Here is an 18,149-nt window from a genome sequence, read left to right on the forward strand (position 1 = left end):
GTGGCCAGGCGGCCGGGGCGCGCAGGGCGAGCCGCAGGTCACGGCCTGCGGCGCGCGCGAGGGTGCCCGCGCGGCCTGCGCGCGGGGTGGGAACGGTCACGAAAGGTCTCCTGTCCGTACGTGTGCAGAGGGGCCCGGGGTACGGGCCGCTCTAGACGCGCAGGACGGACAGGGTGACGGGAGTCGGTGGTTCGACGGGCGGCGGGCCGCGGTCCTGGGCCGGGCCGGGCACGTACGCCTCGGGGGCGCAGAGGCCGAGCGCAGCTTGGGCGTGCGCGAAGGCGCTGAGGTGTTCGGCGACCGTGCTGCCGCGCACGGGTGCGCTCTGCTCGGCGTCCGCATCACCGGACTTGCCCTTGCCACAGCCGAAGCCACCGTCCGGGGCGACACGACCGGCCTCGTACGCCGAAGCCGCGGCGCCGGTCGCGGCCGTGCCTCTGGCGTCCGCGCCATCCGCGCCGTCCACGCCCCCGCGGTCGTGAGCCGTGGCGGCAGCCGCGAACGCAGGCACCGGAATCCGCTGCTCCGGGACCCCCGCAGGCCCGCAGAACAGCCCCGCCGCCAGCGCCACGAACAGCACGCCGAGCAGCGCGGTCACCGCACGGCGGTGGCGGAGGTGGACGCGGGGCATGGCCACATACTGCACCACCACCGCCCACCCCCGCCAAAAGCACCCCGGCCAGCACCCCGTCCGGAGTCGGCCCCGCCAAAACCGTTCGCCACTCCTTCGTCGGCAGTGAGATCCTGGACTCCGTATGTCTACTTCCTATGCCGACGTCGCCCGGCTCCTCGACGACGCCTCGCTGCGTGACGCACACCGCCTGGGCCGCCGCCTCGAAGGCTCCCGCCGTATCCGCAAGCCGCAGGCGCGGGACGCCGTGCTCGAGGAGATCGCCGCCGAGGCCGGGAAGTCCGCCGCCCGGGTCGCGGAGCGCCGCGCGGCCCTGCCGGAGGTGACGTACCCGGAAGAGCTGCCGGTCAGCCAGAAGCGGGACGAGATCCTGGCGGCGATCCGCGACCACCAGGTGGTGATCGTCGCGGGCGAGACCGGTTCCGGCAAGACCACGCAGATCCCCAAGATCTGCATGGAGCTCGGCCGCGGCGTCCGCGGCATGATCGGCCACACCCAGCCGCGCCGCATCGCCGCCCGCACGGTCGCGGAGCGGATCGCGGACGAGCTGGACACGCCGCTCGGCGAGACGGTCGGCTGGAAGGTCCGCTTCACGGACCAGGTCAGCAACAGCACGTACGTGAAGCTGATGACGGACGGCATCCTGCTCGCCGAGATCCAGACGGACCGCGAGCTGCGCGCCTACGACACGATCATCATCGACGAGGCCCACGAGCGGTCCCTGAACATCGACTTCCTGCTCGGCTACCTCGCCCAGCTGCTGCCGAAGCGCCCGGATCTGAAGGTCGTGATCACCTCGGCGACCATCGATCCGGAGCGCTTCAGCCGGCACTTCGGCGACGCCCCGATCGTCGAGGTCAGCGGCCGTACGTACCCGGTGGAGGTGCGCTACCGACCGCTCCTGGAGGAGGATTCGCAGGACTCCGACCGCGACCAGATCACCGCGATCTCGGACGCCGTCGAGGAGCTGATGGGCGAGGGCGAGGGCGACATCCTGGTCTTCCTCTCCGGCGAGCGCGAGATCCGCGACACGGCGGACGCGCTCAACAAGAAGCGGTACAAGTTCACTGAAGTACTCCCCCTCTACGCGCGCCTCTCGCACGCCGAGCAGCACCGCGTCTTCCAGCAACACACCGGCAGACGCATCGTTCTCGCGACGAACGTCGCGGAGACCTCCCTGACCGTCCCCGGCATCAAGTACGTGATCGACCCGGGCACCGCCCGCATCTCCCGCTACAGCCACCGCACCAAGGTCCAGCGGCTGCCCATCGAGGCGATCAGCCAGGCCAGCGCCAACCAGCGCAAGGGCCGCTGCGGCCGTACGTCGGACGGCATCTGCATCCGCCTCTACAGCGAGGACGACTTCGAGGCGCGCCCCGAGTTCACGGACGCGGAGATCCTCCGTACCAATCTGGCGAGCGTCATCCTGCAGATGACCGCGGCCGGACTCGGCGACATCGAGAAGTTCCCCTTCATCGACCCGCCGGACCACCGCAACATCCGCGACGGCGTCCAACTCCTGCAGGAACTGGGCGCGTTGAACCCGGGCGAGAAGGACCACCGCAAGCGCCTCACCCCGATGGGCCGCAAGCTCGCCCAACTCCCCGTCGACCCGCGCCTCGCGCGCATGGTCGTCGAGGCCGACAAGAACGGCTGCGTGCGCGAGGTCATGGTGATCGCCGCGGCCCTGTCCATCCAGGACCCACGCGAGCGCCCGGCGGAGAAGCAGACCCAGGCGGACCAGCAGCACGCCCGCTTCAAGGACGAGACCAGCGACTTCCTGGCATATCTCAACCTGTGGCGGTACGTCCGCGAGCAGCAGAAGGAGCGCGGCTCGTCCTCGTTCCGCCGGATGTGCAAGCAGGAGTACCTGAACTTCCTGCGGATCCGCGAATGGCAGGACATCTACACCCAACTCCGCACGGTCGCCAAGCAGATGGGCGTCTCGCTGAACGACGACGATGCGGCCGACCAGCAGATCCACGTCTCGCTCCTCGCCGGCCTGCTCTCGCACGTCGGCATGAAGGACGTGAAGACCAGCACCACCGGCAAGGAGCCCACGAAGGAAGCGGCCCGCGGCGGCCGGAACGAGTATCTGGGCGCCCGCGGCGCCAAGTTCGCCGTCTTCCCCGGCTCGGCGCTCTTCAAGAAGCCGCCGCGCTTCCTCATGTCCGCCGAGCTGGTGGAGACCTCGCGCCTGTGGGCCCGGGTGAACGCCAGGATCGAGCCGGAGTGGATCGAGCCGCTCGCCGAGCACCTGATCAAGCGCACCTACTCCGAGCCGCACTGGGAGAAGGACATGGCCGCGGTCATGGCGTACGAGAAGGTGACCCTGTACGGCGTCCCGATCGTCGCCCACCGCAAGGTCAACTACGGCCGGATCGACCCGGAGACCAGCCGCGACCTCTTCATCCGCAACGCCCTGGTGGAGGGCGACTGGCGCACCCACCACAAGTTCTTCGCCGCCAACCGCCGCCTGCTCACCGAGGTCGAGGAGCTGGAGCACCGGGCCAGACGCCGCGACATCCTCGTCGACGACGAGACCCTCTTCGACTTCTACGACGAGCGCCTGCCGGCCGATGTGGTCTCCGGCGCGCACTTCGACTCCTGGTGGAAGAAGAAGCAGCGCGAGGAGCCGGAGCTGCTCGACTTCGAGCGCTCGATGCTGATCCGGGAGTCGGCCGAGGCGGTCACCAAGGAGGACTATCCGGACTCCTGGCGCCAGGGCGGCCTGAAGTTCCGTGTGACGTACCAGTTCGAGCCGGGCGCCGACGCGGACGGCGTGACCGTCCACATCCCCCTGCAGGTCCTCAACCAGGTCACCGACGAGGGCTTCGACTGGCAGATCCCGGGCCTGCGCGAGCAGGTGGTGACGGAGCTGATCCGCTCCCTGCCCAAGCCGATCCGCCGCCACTACGTCCCCGCACCGAACTTCGCCGGACGCTTCCTGGACCGCGCCGTGCCGCTGCAGGAGCCGCTGCCGGTGACGCTCGCGCGGGAGCTCAAGCAGATGGTCGGAGTGCCGGTCTCCGCGGACGACTTCGACCTGTCCCGCGTACCGGACCACTTGAAGATCACCTTCCGGATCGTCGACGAGCGTCGGCGCAAGGTGGCCGAGGACAAGGACCTGGAGGCCCTGCGCCTGCGCCTCAAGCCGAAGGCACGGCAGGCGATCTCGAAGGCGGCCGCGGCGACCGCGGAGCGCACCGGCGGCGAGTCCGTCGAACGCACCGGCCTCACCGACTGGACGATCGGCACCCTCAGCAAGGTCTTCGAGACGAAGCGGGCCGGCCAGCCGGTCAGGGCCTACCCGGCCCTGGTGGACGCCGGCGACTCCGTCTCCGTACGGCTCTTCGACAGCGAGGCCGAACAGCAGCAGGCGATGTGGCAGGGCACCCGCAGGCTGATTCTGCTGAACATCCCGGTCAGCCCGGCCAAGTTCGCCTCCGCCAAGCTCTCCAACGCCGCGAAGCTGACCCTCTCGGCCAACCCGCACGGCTCCATCCAGGCCCTCGTCGAGGACTGCGCCACCGCGGCCTGCGACAAGCTGATCGCCGACCACGGCGGCCCGGCCTGGGACGAGGAGTCGTACCGCAAGCTCTACGAGAAGGTGCGCGCCGACCTCGTCGATGTGACCGTCCGCGCCGTGGACCGCGTCAAGGAGGTCCTGTCCGCCTGGCAGGCCTGCGAGCGCCGCCTGAAGTCGACGAAGAGCCCGGCCCTGCTCGCGAACCTCACGGACGTACGGGACCAGCTGGCGGCGCTGGTCGGCCCGGGCTTCGTCACCCGCGCCGGCCTCGCCCGCCTCCCGGACCTGATGCGCTATCTGGTGGCCGCGGACCGCCGCCTGCAGCAGATGCCGACCAACGTCCAGCGGGACACCACACGCATGGCCAAGGTCCACGAGATGCAGGACGAGTACGCCTGGCTGCTCGAGCAGCTGCCGCAGGGCCGCCCGGTCCCCCAACAGGTCCTGGACATCCGCTGGATGCTGGAGGAACTTCGGGTCAGCTACTTCGCGCACGCCCTCGGCACGGCGTACCCGATCTCCGACAAGCGCATCGTGAAGGCCGTCGACGCGGCCGCCCCGTAGCCCGCGGGCGCCGGTGACGGACCGGCCACACAGAGCGAGTTCGACCAGGACCCGGCCCCCGTGTAAAGTCTCCTCTCGCAGCACAGCGCGGCATTCGAAGCCGCACAGCGCAGCAGACCAGGTCCTGTGGAGCAGTTTGGAGTGCTCGCCACCCTGTCAAGGTGGAGGCCGCGGGTTCAAATCCCGTCAGGACCGCAGCAGCAGCACAGAAGGGCCGTCGTCCCCAGCGGATGGCGGCCCTTCCCCATGCCCGACCCACACCCGGTCGAGGTGGAGGCCGCGCCCGCGGCGCAGCCGCAGTCGACACAGCAAATCCCGTCAGGACCGCAGCAGCAGTACGGAAGGGCCGTCGTCCCCAGCGGATGACGGCCCTTCCCCATGCCCGACCGCGCCCCGGTCACGCCCGGCCGTCTTGACGCCGCCCCCTCCCCTCGGTACTCAGAACTCAGGGAGTGAGTCCGCCCGTTCGCCGGGAGGTGGCGCATGACGGCGTCCGCACGACATGAGACCCGGGCCCTGCTGCGCGCCCATCTCGCAGCCGCATCCGGGTACCGGCATCTGACCCGGCACTGCGCCATCTGCCACCGGCTGCTGCGCCTGGCCATGGAGCCCGGTCAGCCCGCTCTCGCCGGCGAGGACCCCGTCGGGGACGAAAGTCCTGCGGGGACATGACGAAAGCCGGGCCCGCCCACGGCCGCCGAGTGGGACTCTGGACAGTGCGACGCAGTCTCCTGCCGCCCGCCCCGACCGGGGCCCGCGGACCGAATCCCCAATAGCGCAGGGGCAGCTGAGGCAACAAGCACCCCGCCGTGTGACGGGTGTCACCGAACAAGTCTGAGATACCCCCGCACTTACACCCTCCCTACAACTAGTCAATTTAATACGTGCAATTGCACCCCATCCGAGGGGTGACTCGCGGGTAGCCCACAGGGCTCGCCAGAGTCCAACACGGACACCCACCGGACCCCGCCCGAGGGCACACACTCGGACGCCCGACGGCACACACCCGCCCCCGGGGCACCGCGCCGCGCAGCCGGCGCACAAAAAAGATCGCGCTGGACCCGGCGGAGTCCAGCGCGATCGACGACGTACCCAAGGGGTGCGGGCGCGGAGCCTGTTGGGGCAGTCTCCCGTCGTATGGAGCTGTGGTGGGCGGTGCCGGATTGGGGGACCCGGAATGCCCGGTCTTGCTGTGCTACGTGGCTGTTCAGGCCTCGCTGCGCTGCTGCGGAATGCCCGCAAGCAGTGCACGGACCTCGGTCTCGCGGTAGCGACGGTGTCCACCCAGCGTCCGAATGGACGTGAGCTTGCCTGCCTTCGCCCAGCGCGTGACCGTCTTGGGGTCCACGCGGAACATCGTGGCGACCTCAGCCGGGGTCAGCAGCGGCTCGGTATCAGGGGTACGAGCGGTCATGAGCGGCCTCCTCGGGAGAACCGAATCTAAGCCCGGTTCTTTCCTCTAAATTCTGCACCTTGACCCGCGTTGCCCGAAATGGCGGACGCGAGTCGAGTCGGTTATAGGACGAACGGCTTGTCCTCGGCACTACAACTACACCATCCGTCCAGCCGCGTCGGCCAAACCGATGGAATTGCCCTCTGAGGCGTCCATCAACGGCGGAAGCCGATGGACCGTCCCATAGCGGACAGTCACGCCACTGTGACGATCAGTCACAGGGTGACCAGGAGTCATCAGGCCCCCCATAGAGTGCAATGCCGAGTACTCCACCCATAGTTGGGCGGAAGGAGTCTCCCCCGGACCCCTTGTCCTATTTTGGCACGAGGGTAGGGGAAGAGGGCAAGGGCGATGTAAGTGCGGTCCATCACCTTGAGTCGCTCTTGCGGCAAACGCCCGGATCGGGACCTACGTCCTCACGGCCCACCACCATAGGCGGTGACACGAAGCGGCAAAAGCCGTGAAGTTGACCACATGTACCGATTTGGTCAGTTTGCGAACTGACGGTCCCGCACCGCACGCCAGCGCTCCACGAACCGCGCGTACGCCGCACCGGCCCCTTCGCCGTCGCCGTTGCGCAGCGCCTCGATGCCCTCAGCGATGTCCGCCGCCGAGTGGTCGGCGTCGAGCAGGTCGTCCGACAGAGTGTGCACCAGACCGCCGTAGTCCAGCTCGACGAGCGAGCGCGGGTGGAACTCCTCGAGCCACCGCCCGACGTCCACCAGGCCGTCGATCAGCGGCCCCTCCTCGATCGCGTCCCGCAGCGTCTTGAGCCCGCGGGCCACCCGGCGCCTGGCCTCGACCATCGGCGTGCGATAGCGGAGCATCGCGGGCACGCCCGGCTCCGCCTTGCCGGAGGGTACGTATCGGCGCTCGCGGTCGTCCACGAGCACGAACCAGTTCACCGGGACCTGCCAGGTGCAGGTACGGATCCACGGGCGGGCGTCCGGATTCCGCTCCCGCCACTGCTCGTAGTCGGCCGCGGCCTGCCGGCGCACCACCGGCGGCAGTACGGCATCGAGCACCGGGACCGGCAGCTCGTCGCCGATCTCGCCGAGCGCCTGCCAGCCGCGCAGCCGGGTGCGCCACGGGCAGACGCACACCACGCCGTCCACCCGCGCCACGAACGCGTCCGCGCTCTCGTGCACCGGCACGGGCACGGGCGGTGTGGGCAGCAAGTCGCCCAGGGAGCGCCGCAGTTCGTCCTGGTACGAGGGATGGTCGTCGCGCTCCGCGTACCGCGCCCAGTGGCTGCGCTCCGGCTCGGGGAAGGCCGCCAGAGGCTCGTACACGCGCAGGTAGCTCGCGTACGGCACACTCACCGATGACACCTTGGGCACGCCGACTCCCTCCCCCGTCGGGCGACGGGAAACACCTCGCATCGTGTCACGCGGTCGGGGTGATAGAAGATGATCGGCTGCCGCGGGCACCGGACGGGCGCATGAGGTCTTACTCTCTTGCTCACAGCTCTTCCGGTTCCGACTGCCACAAGCGGAGAGACCCGCGAGAACTGCTCCATCCGGTGCTGCTAGTGCCGTGTCAGGCAGGGTTCACCCCGTCACGCCGCCCGGCACGCACTCTCGCCGCACCGGACGAAAGCCCAAGTACGTCCAGTACGAGGGCTTCCGTCCGGCACGCCGAGAGCACGCACCGAACGACGTGACGAGGCAAACCCTGCCTGACACGGCACTAGACACATGGGAGTCACCACCGTGACCGAAATGACCGGCGCACCTGCTCAGGTACTGCACACCCTGTTCCGTTCGGATCAGGGCGGCCATGAGCAAGTCGTCCTCTGCCAGGACCGGGCCAGCGGCCTCAAGGCCGTGATCGCCCTCCACTCGACCACCCTGGGCCCCGCCCTCGGCGGCACTCGTTTCTATCCGTACGCGAGCGAGGAGGAGGCCGTCGCCGACGCCCTCAACCTCTCGCGCGGGATGTCGTACAAGAACGCCATGGCCGGGCTCGACCACGGCGGCGGCAAGGCCGTCATCATCGGCGACCCGGAGCTGGACAAGTCCGAGGAACTGCTGCTCGCCTACGGCCGGTTCGTCGCCTCGCTCGGTGGCCGGTACGTCACCGCCTGCGATGTCGGCACCTATGTCGCCGACATGGACGTGGTCGCCCGCGAGTGCCGCTGGACCACCGGCCGCTCGCCGGAGAACGGCGGCGCCGGCGACTCCTCCGTACTCACCGCCTTCGGCGTCTTCCAGGGCATCCGCGCCTCGGCCGAACACCTGTGGGGCGAGGCCTCGTTGCGCGGCCGCACGGTCGGCGTCGCAGGGGTCGGCAAGGTCGGCCACCACCTCGTGGAGCATCTCCTCGAGGACGGCGCCGAGGTCGTCGTCACCGATGTCCGCACGGAGTCCGTACGGCGGATCACCGACCGGCACCCACAGGTGCGCGCCGTCGCGGACACGGACACCCTGATCCGCACCGAGGGCCTCGATGTGTACGCACCGTGCGCGCTCGGCGGCGCACTGAACGACGACACCGTCCCCGTGCTCACCGCCGAGGTGGTCTGCGGCGCGGCCAACAACCAGCTCGCCCACCCGGGCGTGGAGAAGGATCTCGCCGACCGGGGCATCCTCTACGCGCCCGACTACGTGGTGAACGCCGGCGGTGTGATCCAGGTCGCCGACGAGCTGCACGGCTTCGACTTCGACCGCTGCAAGGCGAAGGCGGCGAAGATCCACGACACCACCCTTGCCATATTCGCCCGCGCAAAGAGCGACGGCATTCCGCCGGCCGCCGCGGCCGACCGGATCGCGGAACAGCGGATCGCGGAGGCCCGCCGCCGCTGACCGTCCGACCGCGACCACCAGGCCGGGACCCGACCGCCGGGCGTGCACGAAGCGCACTGAGAGACAAGCCTCACGCCCGTCGGCGGGTCGTCCGCGCAGAAGACGTTAAAATCGCGGTTGACCAGCGCGAAGATGCCTTCTCGCGGGTCGCGGGACGAGGCGTGTGCTGTGGGCGGCGTACCGTATGGCCGTCGGAGCAGGTACCGTTGAAGACCTACGGACCGGTCTCTCTGTGGAGAGTCCGTCCTGAATCATGAACGCGTGTCAAGACTCTGGGGCCGTCGAGCCCCATATCCAAGGGGGTCGAGCCATGGGGCGCGGCCGGGCAAAGGCCAAGCAGACGAAGGTCGCCCGCCAGCTGAAGTACAGCAGCGGCGGCACTGACCTTACGCGTCTGGCCAATGAGCTGGGCGCATCGACTTCGAGCCAGCCGCCGAACGGCGAGCCGCTCGAGGGCGAGGACGAGGACGATCCGTACGCCCAGTACGCGGATCTGTACAACGCGGACGACGAGGACGAGGACGACGAGTCCGGTCCTTCGTCGCAGCGCCGCGGCGCTTGACCTCGTTCACACGGAGTCGAAAAGCGCGTCACATCGTCATTGCACCCGGTCCGGGGCGAAAGCGCCGGGCCGGGTGTTGTGCTGCCCGGAGACCGTGCCGTGCCGCCCCCGCGCTCGGCGGGGACGGCGTACTCCCCCGAGGCGTCAGGCGGCGTGGTCACCGGTCAGTGCGGCGGCGCCCTGCTGCGCGCCACGCTCCGTGATCTCACCGGCGACCCAGGCGTCCACGCCGCGGTCGGCAAGCGTCGTGAGGGCCGCGTCCACGGACTCGGCGGGGACCACGGCCATCATGCCGACGCCCATGTTCAGCGTCTTCTCCAGCTCGGCGCGCTCGACATCGCCGGCCCTGCCCACCAGGTCGAAGACCGGGCCCGGGGTCCAGGTCGAGCGGTCGACCGTGGCGTGCAGGCCGTCCGGGATGACCCGACCCAGGTTGTTCGCGAGGCCGCCGCCGGTGATGTGGCTGAAGGCGTGCACCTCGGTGGTACGGGTCAGGGCCAGGCAGTCCAGGGAGTAGATCCGGGTCGGCTCCAGGAGCTCCTCGCCGAGCGTGCGGCCGAGCTCGGCGACCTCCTGCTCCAGGGACATGCCGGCGCGCTCCAACAGGACGTGCCGCACCAGCGAGTACCCGTTCGAGTGAAGTCCCGAGGACTCCATGGCCACCACCACGTCGCCCGCGCGCACCCGGTCGGCGCCGAGGACCCGGTCGGCCTCCACGACGCCCGTACCGGCGCCCGCGACGTCGAACTCGTCCTGGCCGAGCAGGCCGGGGTGTTCGGCCGTCTCGCCGCCGACCAGGGCGCAGCCGGCGAGCACACAGCCCTCGGCGATGCCCTTCACGACGGCCGCGACGCGCTCCGGGTGGACCTTGCCCACACAGATGTAGTCCGTCATGAACAGCGGCTCGGCGCCGCACACCACCAGGTCGTCCACGACCATGCCGACCAGGTCGCGGCCGATCGTGTCGTAGACGCCGAGGCGGCGGGCCAGGTCGACCTTGGTGCCCACGCCGTCGGTCGCGGAGGCGAGCAGCGGCCGCTCGTAGCGCTTGAGGGCGGAGGCGTCGAAGAGGCCGGCGAAGCCGCCGAGGCCGCCGAGGCCGGTGGTCTCGGGGCGCTGGGTCTTCTTCACCCACTCCTTCATCAGCTCGACGGCGCGGTCGCCCGCTTCGATGTCGACACCCGCGGCCGCGTAACTGGCGCCGGTGCCCGCGGACTCGGTCCGATCGTCGGATACAGACATGAGGGAGAGAACTTTCGTGTCGGTACGGCGGCGTGTGCGGCGTTACGGACGACGGATCGCGTCGGTGGCCGCCGTGGCGGCGGCGCCGGCGGCGAGCTCGGTCTCCAGGAGCTGCTTGCCGAGGAGTTCGGGGTCCGGGAGGTCCATCGGGTACTCGCCGTCGAAGCAGGCACGGCAGAGGTTCGGCTTGGCGATGGTGGTCGCCTCGATCATCCCGTCGGTGGAGATGTACGCGAGCGAGTCGGCGCCGAGCGAGGTGCCGATCTCCTCGACGGACATGCCGTTGGCGATCAGCTCGGCGCGGGTGGCGAAGTCGATGCCGAAGAAGCAGGGCCACTTGATGGGCGGCGAGGAGATCCGTACGTGGATCTCGGCCGCGCCGGCCTCGCGGAGCATCCTCACCAGGGCGCGCTGGGTGTTGCCGCGCACGATCGAGTCGTCGACGACGACCAGGCGCTTGCCCTTGATGACTTCCTTCAGCGGGTTCAGCTTCAGGCGGATGCCCAGCTGGCGGATCGTCTGCGAGGGCTGGATGAAGGTGCGGCCGACGTAGGCGTTCTTCACCAGGCCCGAGCCGTACGGGATGCCGCTGGCCTCCGCGTAGCCGATGGCGGCGGGGGTGCCGGACTCCGGCGTGGCTATCACCAGATCGGCGTCGGCCGGGGCCTCCTCGGCGAGCTTGCGGCCCATCTCGACGCGGGAGAGGTAGACGTTCCGGCCGGCGATGTCGGTGTCGGGGCGGGCCAGGTAGACGTACTCGAAGACACAGCCCTTTGGCTTTGCTTCGGCGAATCGGGAGGACCGCATGCCGTTCTCGTCGATGGCGATGAGCTCGCCCGGCTCGACCTCGCGGACATAGGCGGCGCCGCAGATGTCGAGGGCCGCGGACTCCGATGCGACCACCCAGCCGCGCTCGAGCCGGCCGAGCACCAGCGGGCGGATGCCCTGCGGGTCGCGGGCCGCGTACAGCGTCTGCTCGTCCATGAAGACGAGGGAGAAGGCGCCGCGGACCTCGGGCAGCACCTTGGGGGCCGCCTCCTCGATGGTCAGCGGCTTGCCGTCGTCGTCGGTCTGGCCGGCGAGCAGGGCGGTGACCAGGTCCGTGTCGTTGGTGGCCGCGACCTGGGTCGCGCGGCCGTTCTCCTTGGGGAGGTCGGCGACCAGTTCGGCGAGCCGGGCGGTGTTCACCAGATTGCCGTTGTGGCCGAGCGCGACCGAGCCGTGCGCGGTGGCGCGGAACGTCGGCTGGGCGTTCTCCCACACCGAGGCTCCGGTGGTGGAGTAGCGGGCATGGCCCACCGCGATATGGCCCTGGAGGGATCCCAGGGACGTTTCGTCGAAGACTTGCGAGACCAGTCCCATGTCCTTGAAGACCAGGATCTGCGACCCGTTGCTCACTGCGATGCCCGCGGACTCCTGTCCACGGTGCTGCAGGGCATACAGTCCGAAATAAGTGAGCTTGGCGACCTCTTCGCCCGGAGCCCAGACACCGAAGACGCCGCAAGCGTCCTGGGGGCCTTTTTCTCCGGGGAGCAGGTCGTGGTTGAGTCGTCCATCACCACGAGGCACGCCACCGAGTGTAGGCGAGATCGACCACTGGTCCGAATTGGGGACAGGGCCCGCGGCCGGGCGGGCACGGGCCGGTGATCGGCGCCCGACGTGCGCGGATCCCGCCGTTGAGGGGCGAGCGCGGTCGGCGGATCGCGGTGTGCGGGTGGGCTCGGGGCGGTCCCGATGCGTCACGGATCACATTCCCCGCAGTGCGATGTCCGGGGTACGGACGGATACGGGCGTTCCTGTCCGAGGGGCGGACCCGGCGTTGACAGCTTCGGTCGATCTCGGTCAGGCTCCCGGCCATGCAGCCCCTCGGTGACCGTGCCGTCACTCTCGTGGAGCGCCGCCACGTCGACCTCGTCCGTGTCGCGAGCGCGATCTGTTGCGCCTGAGCGCTTCCTGGGGATGCGCGGCCCCGCGCTGACAGCGCTTCGGGCCGCCGCCCCGCTCGCCGGCTCCTCCTTCTTCTTCTCCCTCTTCTTCCTGCTTCTTCCTGCCTTCCCGTCCGCGGTGACCTCTCGCGTGCGGGCGCGATCGTGTGCCCGTACGCCGGGGGTGGTGTGCCGTGGCGGCGACGGCGCACGTCTGGAGACGTCATGTCCGCACAGCACGGCCGGGGTCTGTCCCGGCGCACCTTCGGTGGCGCGGTCGGCGCGGCCGCCGCGCTCGGCCTGTCCGGCGGTACGGCAGCCGCGGCGCCCGGCGGCGAGGCCGTACGGGAACGGCCCTTCCGTGCCGCCACCGGACGGCACTCGCCGCGGCCGAACATCCTGTTCATCCTCGGCGACGACCTCGGCTGGGCCGACCTCTCGTCGTACGGATCGACGCACATCCGCACCCCGAACCTGGACCGGCTCGGCCGCCAGGGCGTTCGCTTCACCGACGCCTATTCCGGCTCCGCGACCTGCTCCCCCACCCGCTTCAGCCTCTATACGGGGCGCTACCCGGGCCGTACGGAGGGCGGGCTCGCGGAGCCGATCGCCGACAACAGTGTGGGGCTGGAGCCGACCCATCCGACGCTGGCCTCGCTGCTGCGGGACTCCGGGTACGCGACAGCCCTGATCGGCAAGTGGCACTGCGGGTACCTGCCGGACTACTCGCCGACGAAGTCGGGCTGGGACGAGTTCTTCGGGAACTTCGGCGGGGCCCTCGAGTACTACTCCAAGCTCGGCGGCGACGGGTCGTACGACCTCTACCGGGGCTCGGTGCGGGAGGGCGACGCCGAGTACAAGGATCTGCGCTACTACACGCGGATCCTCACCGAGCGGGCCGAGGACCACGTGCGCCGCGGACGCGACCGGGACGAGCCGTGGCTGCTCAATCTGAACTTCACGACGCCGCACTGGCCCTGGATCGCCGACGGCGACACCGAGCAGAGCGCCGAGATCGTGCGCCGGATCAAGGCCGGTGACCCGCGCGCCCTGTGGCACGCGGACGGCGGCTCGGTGGCCAAGTACACGGAGATGGTCGAGGACCTGGACCGGTCGGTGGGGCGGGTGCTCGATGCGCTGCGCGCCTCCGGGCAGGAGCGGGACACCCTGGTGTTCTTCGCCAGCGACAACGGCGGCGAGCGGTTCTCGTACAACTGGCCGCTGAGCGGGAACAAGGCGTCCCTGCAGGAGGGCGGGATCCGGGTGCCGGCGCTGCTGCGGTGGCCGGCCCGGATCGACGGCGGGCAGGTCAGCGGGCTTCCGGTGTTCAGCCCCGACTGGACGGCGACGCTCCTCGAGGTCGCGGGCGCGCGGCCGCATCCCGCGTACCCGCTGGACGGGACGAGCCTCGCCGGGTATCTGCTGCGCGGCGAGGAGGTGCCGGAGCGGGATCTGTTCTGGCGGGTCAGGGGCGAGCGGGCGCTGCGCCGCGGCGACTGGAAGTACTACCGCGGCAAGGGCGGCACGGACCAGCTCTTCGACCTGGGCCGGGACCAGCGTGAGCAGGCGGACCGGGCGTCGGCGCGTCCCGAACTGCTCGCCGAGCTGCGGGGGAAGTGGGAGTCGGTGAACGAGGAGCTGCTGCCGTATCCGGCGTGAGCCGGGTGACCGGGCCCGTGCCGCGCCCGGTGATCCTTAAGGCAGGCTCAAGGCAGTCCTAACTCCCTGTGGTGAGAGGGCTGGTGGGGCGTACGCGGGAGCGGGCACGCCCTAACGTGTCCCGGACTCCGATGCGCTACGCGGTCGGGAGACCGGGCCGCGCGGGGCGGCCCGTGACGGTGCCGCCCGGGGCGAGGGATCCCCGGGGCGGTGCCGAGCAAGGCCGGCGCGGGTCCCATCGGGGTGGTGGGCCCGCGCACGGTCCGGCCGGGGGGAACCGGCGGGGTCTCTCCTACGGGATGCCTTGCCGCCGGCCGGACGGGGGACGGGGGGCGTGGAGCTGCCGACCGGGCGGGGTGCCCGGTGCGGCGGCTCGACGCCCGTTCCCCTGTGTGGATCCGGTACGCGGACGGGGCGTCACCCGGCGTCGGGGCTGACGTTCCCGGTCGTCGCGTCGGAGTCCGACTTCGCGCCGGGATCCGACTTCGCGCCGGGGCCCGAGCCCGGCTTCCCGCCGGACTTCGCTGCCGTCGCTCCGGCGCCCTTGCCGTCGGAGGGCTTGGTGAGGGTCAGACGGTCGCCCTCGTGCGCGTAGTCGACGGTGCTGTCGAAGAGGGCGAGCAGGGCGCGCTCGGTCTTCATCTCGTCGGCCGGGCACATCTTGCGGGTCGCGCCCGCCGGGCCGAGCTTGATCTTCCCGTCCTCGCGGACCTCGGCCTTCGCGTTGACGTCGTTGCAGCCGAGGTTGCCCCGTACCGTGCCGTCCTCGCCGAAGGTGAGATGCGCTTCGACGCCCTTGGGCAGCGACTTGGCCGTGTTCTTGCCGTCGACCAGCGAACCGATCGCCCACTTGGTGCCGACCAGCGGCGCGGGGGCCTTGGCGGTCAGCGCGATCCGGTCGCCGGCGGAGGTGGTGAGGGTGACCCGGTCGCCGTCGACGGCGACCTTCAGGCTGCCGTCGGCGAGCGCGTCCAGGGCGCGGTTCTCGAAGCCGGTGATCTTCTTGCCGCAGGCCATCTCGGTCTGCGTCAGTCTGCCGACCTCGATGGAGTCGCGCTCGACGGTCGCCTTGCCGCCGAAGCCGTTGCATCCGAGATTGCCGGAGACCTCGCCGTCCTTGAAGGAGACGTGGGCCGCCGCGGTGCTCGCCGCCTTCGTCGTCTCGCCGTCCACGGTGATGCTCTCGACGTGCCACTGCCGGTCGGTGACGGACGCCGCGGGCGCGGCTCCGACGTCCTTCGAGCCCTCGGAGCCCGCCTTCTCGGTACCGCAGGCGGTGAGCAGGCCGAGGGCGGCCACGGCGACGGTGACGGCGCTGAGTGTGCTGCGCTGCTTCTGCATGTGGCTGTGACGGAGGCGGTGGGGGGTCCGGTTCCGTCCGGCTCCCGGCATCCGGTTCCGTCCGGCTCGCGGCACCCCGCGACACGTCACGCTCAGCGCATCACCGGCAGCAGCGCGGAGAGATCGGCGCGCTCGCCGCTCGCGGCGACCGACGCCGCGTCCAGCGCCGACTGCCAGTCCATCCGTCCGGTGGCCAGGCGGATCCAGGTCAGCGGGTCGGTCTCCACCACATTCGGCGGGGTGCCGCGGGTGTGCCGAGGTCCTTCGATGCACTGCACCACGGCGTACGGCGGGATGCGCACCTCCGTGGAGGCACCGGGCGCCCGGTCCGCGAGCGTGTCGGCGAGGAGACGGGTGCAGGCGGCGACGGCCTGCCGCTCAAGCGGGATGTCGAGACCCGTCGCACGGTTCAGGTCGTCGGTGTGCACGACGAGTTCGACGGTACGGGTGACCAGGTAGTCGGCGAGCGTGATGGCACCGGACCTGACGGCGAGCAACCGGCCGTCGGGCGCCCCGGCGATCCGCTCGGCGAAGAGCTCCGCCACCTCGTCGTAGAGCGCCACGAGATCCGTGCTCCGCTCGGCGAGCGCATGGCTGCCTTCCGCGATCGCCTCGCCGAACTCCGCGGTCCGCTGCGGATACCCGAGCAGCTCCATCGGCCGCCCGGTGGGCTCGGGAGCGTCCAGGGCCCGGCTCACGCTGCCGACCGCCATGGTCAGATGCGCGGCGAGATCGCGCACCGTCCACTCCCCGAGCCCGGCGGGCGCCGCGAGCTGCTCGGCGCCGAGCCCGCGGACCGCCTCGTGCACATGGGCGAACTGCCGGGTCACGGCCTCCCGGATACGGGCGGAGTTGTACGTACGGGCGCGGCGCTTGGCGGGTGGCATGCCGGTGAGCGTAACTCCGCGGTCGCCGGGCCGGTCACTCCTGCGCGGCGGGCACGGAGTCGACGGTGAACCGCTCGCCGTTGCGCGGCACTCCGACGCCCCGCCAGCGGAACGGCCGGCCGCGCGCGGTGTCCAGGTCGGGGCCGTCCATCAGCTGGAAGTGCAGATGGGGTTCCGTGGTGTTGCCCGAATTGCCGCAGTGGCCGAGGAGTTGGCCCGCGGTGACCCGGTCGCCGGCGCTCACGGTGACGGATCCCCGCCGGAGATGGGCGTATGCGGCGTACACCCCGTCTCCGAGGTCAAGGATCACGTGATTGCCCAACACCCGGTCCGGGCCGAGGAGTCCGCGGATCTCGCCCTCGACGAGGAACAGGTAGAGAAACCCGAGCAGCGAATTGCGGCTGAGGTGGTCGCGGCTGCCGTCGGACGCGGTGACCACGGTGGCGTCCGCGACCGCGTACAGCGGACTGCCGAAGCCGGGGAAGGACTGGGGTCGCCGCGCCACCGGCCACAGCCAGGCGAAGCCGGGGCGTTCGGCACCCACCGGCTCGGGGACGACATCGATGGCGTAGGTCTGGCCCAGGAAGTGCACACCGTGGCTCGGGGTGCGGTCCGCGGGGCTGTTCAGCGCGGACCAGCGTCCGGTCACCGGCGGCTCGACCTCGACCGCCGGATGCTTCGCGCTCTTCTGGTGCCGGCTCGCCGCCCGCCCCAGCGCGATGGCGATGGCGTACGAGAGGACCAGCGGGGCGAAGACGACCCAGAACGGCGGATACACGTCCCGGACCGCCGCGACGACGACCTGGACGACGAAGCCGAGCAGCAGCAGCCGCTGCAGGACGGCGAACGACTTGCGTACGAGCATGAGTTGGTCCCCCAGAGGTCGTGCGGTACGGGTGAGCTGCGGGAGGGGATCACGGCGGCTGGGACGCCGCCAGGATCGTCAGGAGCGGGACGACCCGGGTGCCCGGCACCGCGTACCGCCCACGTCCGGTGGTGGTCAGCCAGCCGGCGGCGGAGAGCTGGCGCAGGTGGTGGTAGATCTGGCCGGTGGTGCCGATGCCGTCGAGTGCGGAGAGGTCGGCGGCGGTGCGGCGGCCGGCGAGCACGGCGCGGAGCAGCCGGATACGGACGGGGTGGCCGAGCGCGGCCAGGCCGTCCGCGATGCGCTGCGTGCCCTCCTCGGACTGCTGCGCCGAGTCCTCCGCCGGCCCCAACTGCCCGTCGGTGAGCGCCGCTTGCTGCCACTCCCAGCGCTCGCCGGTCGGCAGCCGCACGGCGCCGGTGAACAGCACGCCACCGTCCTCGGCCCCCCACGAGCCGAGCTGCTCCTTGAACCCTTCGAGGGCCCAGAAGTCTCCGTCGCCGGCCCGGCCGCCCGCATCCGCGCCGGGCTTCTCGAGCGCCGCGATCCGGCGCTCGAGCTCGGCGACCCGCTCTTCCAGCTCCATGCCACGAACTTACGTCATTACGTAATCTCGTACAACCGTGGAAGAGCCCCCGGACACACCGCAGCCCCCGCCCGGACGGATCCGGACAGGGGCTGCGGGCG

15 protein-coding genes and 1 tRNA gene are annotated in these 18,149 nt (G+C 70.7%); 7 read left to right on the plus strand and 9 right to left on the minus strand.

Going from position 1 to position 18,149, the window contains the following annotated elements:
* Positions 1-151: 151 nt before the first annotated feature.
* On the minus strand, positions 152-631 hold the full coding sequence (locus tag DY218_RS30545) for a hypothetical protein (RefSeq protein ID WP_128559420.1): 480 nt from the start codon (positions 629-631) through the stop codon (positions 152-154).
* A 124-nt stretch (positions 632-755) separates the two neighbouring features.
* Here DY218_RS30545 and hrpA point away from each other — a divergent pair, with 124 nt between their 5' ends.
* The 3 genes from hrpA (at position 756) to DY218_RS30560 (ending at position 5,396) form a co-directional block, all read left to right on the plus strand.
* The gene (gene hrpA, locus DY218_RS30550; protein ID WP_128559421.1) at positions 756-4,724 is read left to right on the plus strand and encodes an ATP-dependent RNA helicase HrpA; all 3,969 of its coding nucleotides are present in this window, start codon (positions 756-758) and stop codon (positions 4,722-4,724) included.
* Positions 4,725-4,844: 120 nt separating this feature from the next.
* Positions 4,845-4,919, plus strand: a tRNA-Asp gene (locus DY218_RS30555).
* Between the two features lie 288 nt (positions 4,920-5,207).
* Entirely contained in the window at positions 5,208-5,396 is a 189-nt protein-coding gene (locus tag DY218_RS30560; RefSeq protein ID WP_128559422.1) for a DUF6274 family protein, read from the plus strand.
* 535 nt (positions 5,397-5,931) lie between these two features.
* Here the strand turns inward: DY218_RS30560 and bldC are convergent.
* Both bldC and DY218_RS30570 read right to left on the minus strand, forming a co-directional pair.
* A complete protein-coding gene (bldC, locus tag DY218_RS30565) occupies positions 5,932-6,138 on the minus strand; it encodes a developmental transcriptional regulator BldC (protein WP_119294659.1) in 207 nt (68 codons plus the stop codon).
* A 527-nt stretch (positions 6,139-6,665) separates the two neighbouring features.
* Complete coding sequence (locus tag DY218_RS30570) at positions 6,666-7,517, minus strand: hypothetical protein (RefSeq protein ID WP_128559423.1); 852 nt, start codon at positions 7,515-7,517, stop codon at positions 6,666-6,668.
* Positions 7,518-7,889: 372 nt separating this feature from the next.
* Between DY218_RS30570 and DY218_RS30580 the strand changes: the two genes are divergently transcribed.
* Both DY218_RS30580 and DY218_RS30585 read left to right on the plus strand, forming a co-directional pair.
* Positions 7,890-8,981 carry a Leu/Phe/Val dehydrogenase gene (locus tag DY218_RS30580; RefSeq protein WP_128559424.1) on the plus strand — a complete coding sequence of 364 codons (1,092 nt, stop codon included), beginning with the start codon at positions 7,890-7,892 and terminating at the stop codon, positions 8,979-8,981.
* Between the two features lie 310 nt (positions 8,982-9,291).
* A complete protein-coding gene (locus DY218_RS30585) occupies positions 9,292-9,543 on the plus strand; it encodes a DUF3073 domain-containing protein (RefSeq protein WP_128559425.1) in 252 nt (83 codons plus the stop codon).
* Positions 9,544-9,687: 144 nt separating this feature from the next.
* Here the strand turns inward: DY218_RS30585 and purM are convergent, their stop codons facing one another.
* Positions 9,688-10,785: a phosphoribosylformylglycinamidine cyclo-ligase gene (gene purM / locus DY218_RS30590; protein ID WP_128559426.1), complete on the minus strand. Its 1,098-nt coding sequence runs from the start codon at positions 10,783-10,785 to the stop codon at positions 9,688-9,690.
* 42 nt (positions 10,786-10,827) lie between these two features.
* Positions 10,828-12,354 (minus strand): amidophosphoribosyltransferase, encoded by a 1,527-nt coding sequence (gene purF / locus DY218_RS30595; protein ID WP_128559427.1) that lies wholly within the window; start codon positions 12,352-12,354, stop codon positions 10,828-10,830.
* Between the two features lie 287 nt (positions 12,355-12,641).
* Between purF and DY218_RS35920 the strand changes: the two genes are divergently transcribed.
* Both DY218_RS35920 and DY218_RS30600 read left to right on the plus strand, forming a co-directional pair.
* Complete coding sequence (locus tag DY218_RS35920; RefSeq protein WP_407703706.1) at positions 12,642-12,731, plus strand: putative leader peptide; 90 nt, start codon at positions 12,642-12,644, stop codon at positions 12,729-12,731.
* Positions 12,732-12,935: 204 nt separating this feature from the next.
* Complete coding sequence (locus DY218_RS30600) at positions 12,936-14,369, plus strand: sulfatase family protein (protein WP_128559428.1); 1,434 nt, start codon at positions 12,936-12,938, stop codon at positions 14,367-14,369.
* Positions 14,370-14,786: 417 nt separating this feature from the next.
* Here DY218_RS30600 and DY218_RS30605 read toward each other — a convergent pair whose 3' ends face one another.
* From DY218_RS30605 to DY218_RS30620, 4 genes are all read right to left on the minus strand, one after another.
* A complete protein-coding gene (locus DY218_RS30605; protein WP_128559429.1) occupies positions 14,787-15,710 on the minus strand; it encodes an META domain-containing protein in 924 nt (307 codons plus the stop codon).
* 92 nt (positions 15,711-15,802) lie between these two features.
* Positions 15,803-16,597 (minus strand): maleylpyruvate isomerase family mycothiol-dependent enzyme, encoded by a 795-nt coding sequence (locus DY218_RS30610; RefSeq protein ID WP_128559430.1) that lies wholly within the window; start codon positions 16,595-16,597, stop codon positions 15,803-15,805.
* A gap of 34 nt (positions 16,598-16,631) precedes the next feature.
* A complete protein-coding gene (locus DY218_RS30615; RefSeq protein WP_128559431.1) occupies positions 16,632-17,462 on the minus strand; it encodes a M23 family metallopeptidase in 831 nt (276 codons plus the stop codon).
* 49 nt (positions 17,463-17,511) lie between these two features.
* On the minus strand, positions 17,512-18,048 hold the full coding sequence (locus DY218_RS30620; RefSeq protein ID WP_128559432.1) for an ArsR/SmtB family transcription factor: 537 nt from the start codon (positions 18,046-18,048) through the stop codon (positions 17,512-17,514).
* Between the last annotated feature and the right edge of the window lie 101 nt (positions 18,049-18,149).

Origin of the sequence: Streptomyces triticagri (assembly GCF_003429565.1) — a bacterium.
Classification (GTDB): Bacteria; Actinomycetota; Actinomycetes; order Streptomycetales; family Streptomycetaceae; genus Streptomyces; species Streptomyces triticagri.

What these genes read in the sequence shown, in the direction of transcription:
- purM (WP_128559426.1), bottom strand. Translation starts at nt 10,785, where the DNA reads ATGTCTGTATCCGACGATCGGACCGAGTCCGCGGGCACCGGCGCCAGT.
- DY218_RS30545 (WP_128559420.1), bottom strand. Translation starts at nt 631, where the DNA reads ATGCCCCGCGTCCACCTCCGCCACCGCCGTGCGGTGACCGCGCTGCTC.
- DY218_RS30560 (WP_128559422.1), top strand. Translation starts at nt 5,208, where the DNA reads ATGACGGCGTCCGCACGACATGAGACCCGGGCCCTGCTGCGCGCCCAT.
- DY218_RS30600 (WP_128559428.1), top strand. Translation starts at nt 12,936, where the DNA reads ATGTCCGCACAGCACGGCCGGGGTCTGTCCCGGCGCACCTTCGGTGGC.
- bldC (WP_119294659.1), bottom strand. Translation starts at nt 6,138, where the DNA reads ATGACCGCTCGTACCCCTGATACCGAGCCGCTGCTGACCCCGGCTGAG.
- DY218_RS30615 (WP_128559431.1), bottom strand. Translation starts at nt 17,462, where the DNA reads ATGCTCGTACGCAAGTCGTTCGCCGTCCTGCAGCGGCTGCTGCTGCTC.
- DY218_RS30620 (WP_128559432.1), bottom strand. Translation starts at nt 18,048, where the DNA reads ATGGAGCTGGAAGAGCGGGTCGCCGAGCTCGAGCGCCGGATCGCGGCG.
- hrpA (WP_128559421.1), top strand. Translation starts at nt 756, where the DNA reads ATGTCTACTTCCTATGCCGACGTCGCCCGGCTCCTCGACGACGCCTCG.
- DY218_RS30605 (WP_128559429.1), bottom strand. Translation starts at nt 15,710, where the DNA reads ATGCAGAAGCAGCGCAGCACACTCAGCGCCGTCACCGTCGCCGTGGCC.
- DY218_RS30610 (WP_128559430.1), bottom strand. Translation starts at nt 16,597, where the DNA reads ATGCCACCCGCCAAGCGCCGCGCCCGTACGTACAACTCCGCCCGTATC.
- DY218_RS30585 (WP_128559425.1), top strand. Translation starts at nt 9,292, where the DNA reads ATGGGGCGCGGCCGGGCAAAGGCCAAGCAGACGAAGGTCGCCCGCCAG.
- DY218_RS35920 (WP_407703706.1), top strand. Translation starts at nt 12,642, where the DNA reads ATGCAGCCCCTCGGTGACCGTGCCGTCACTCTCGTGGAGCGCCGCCAC.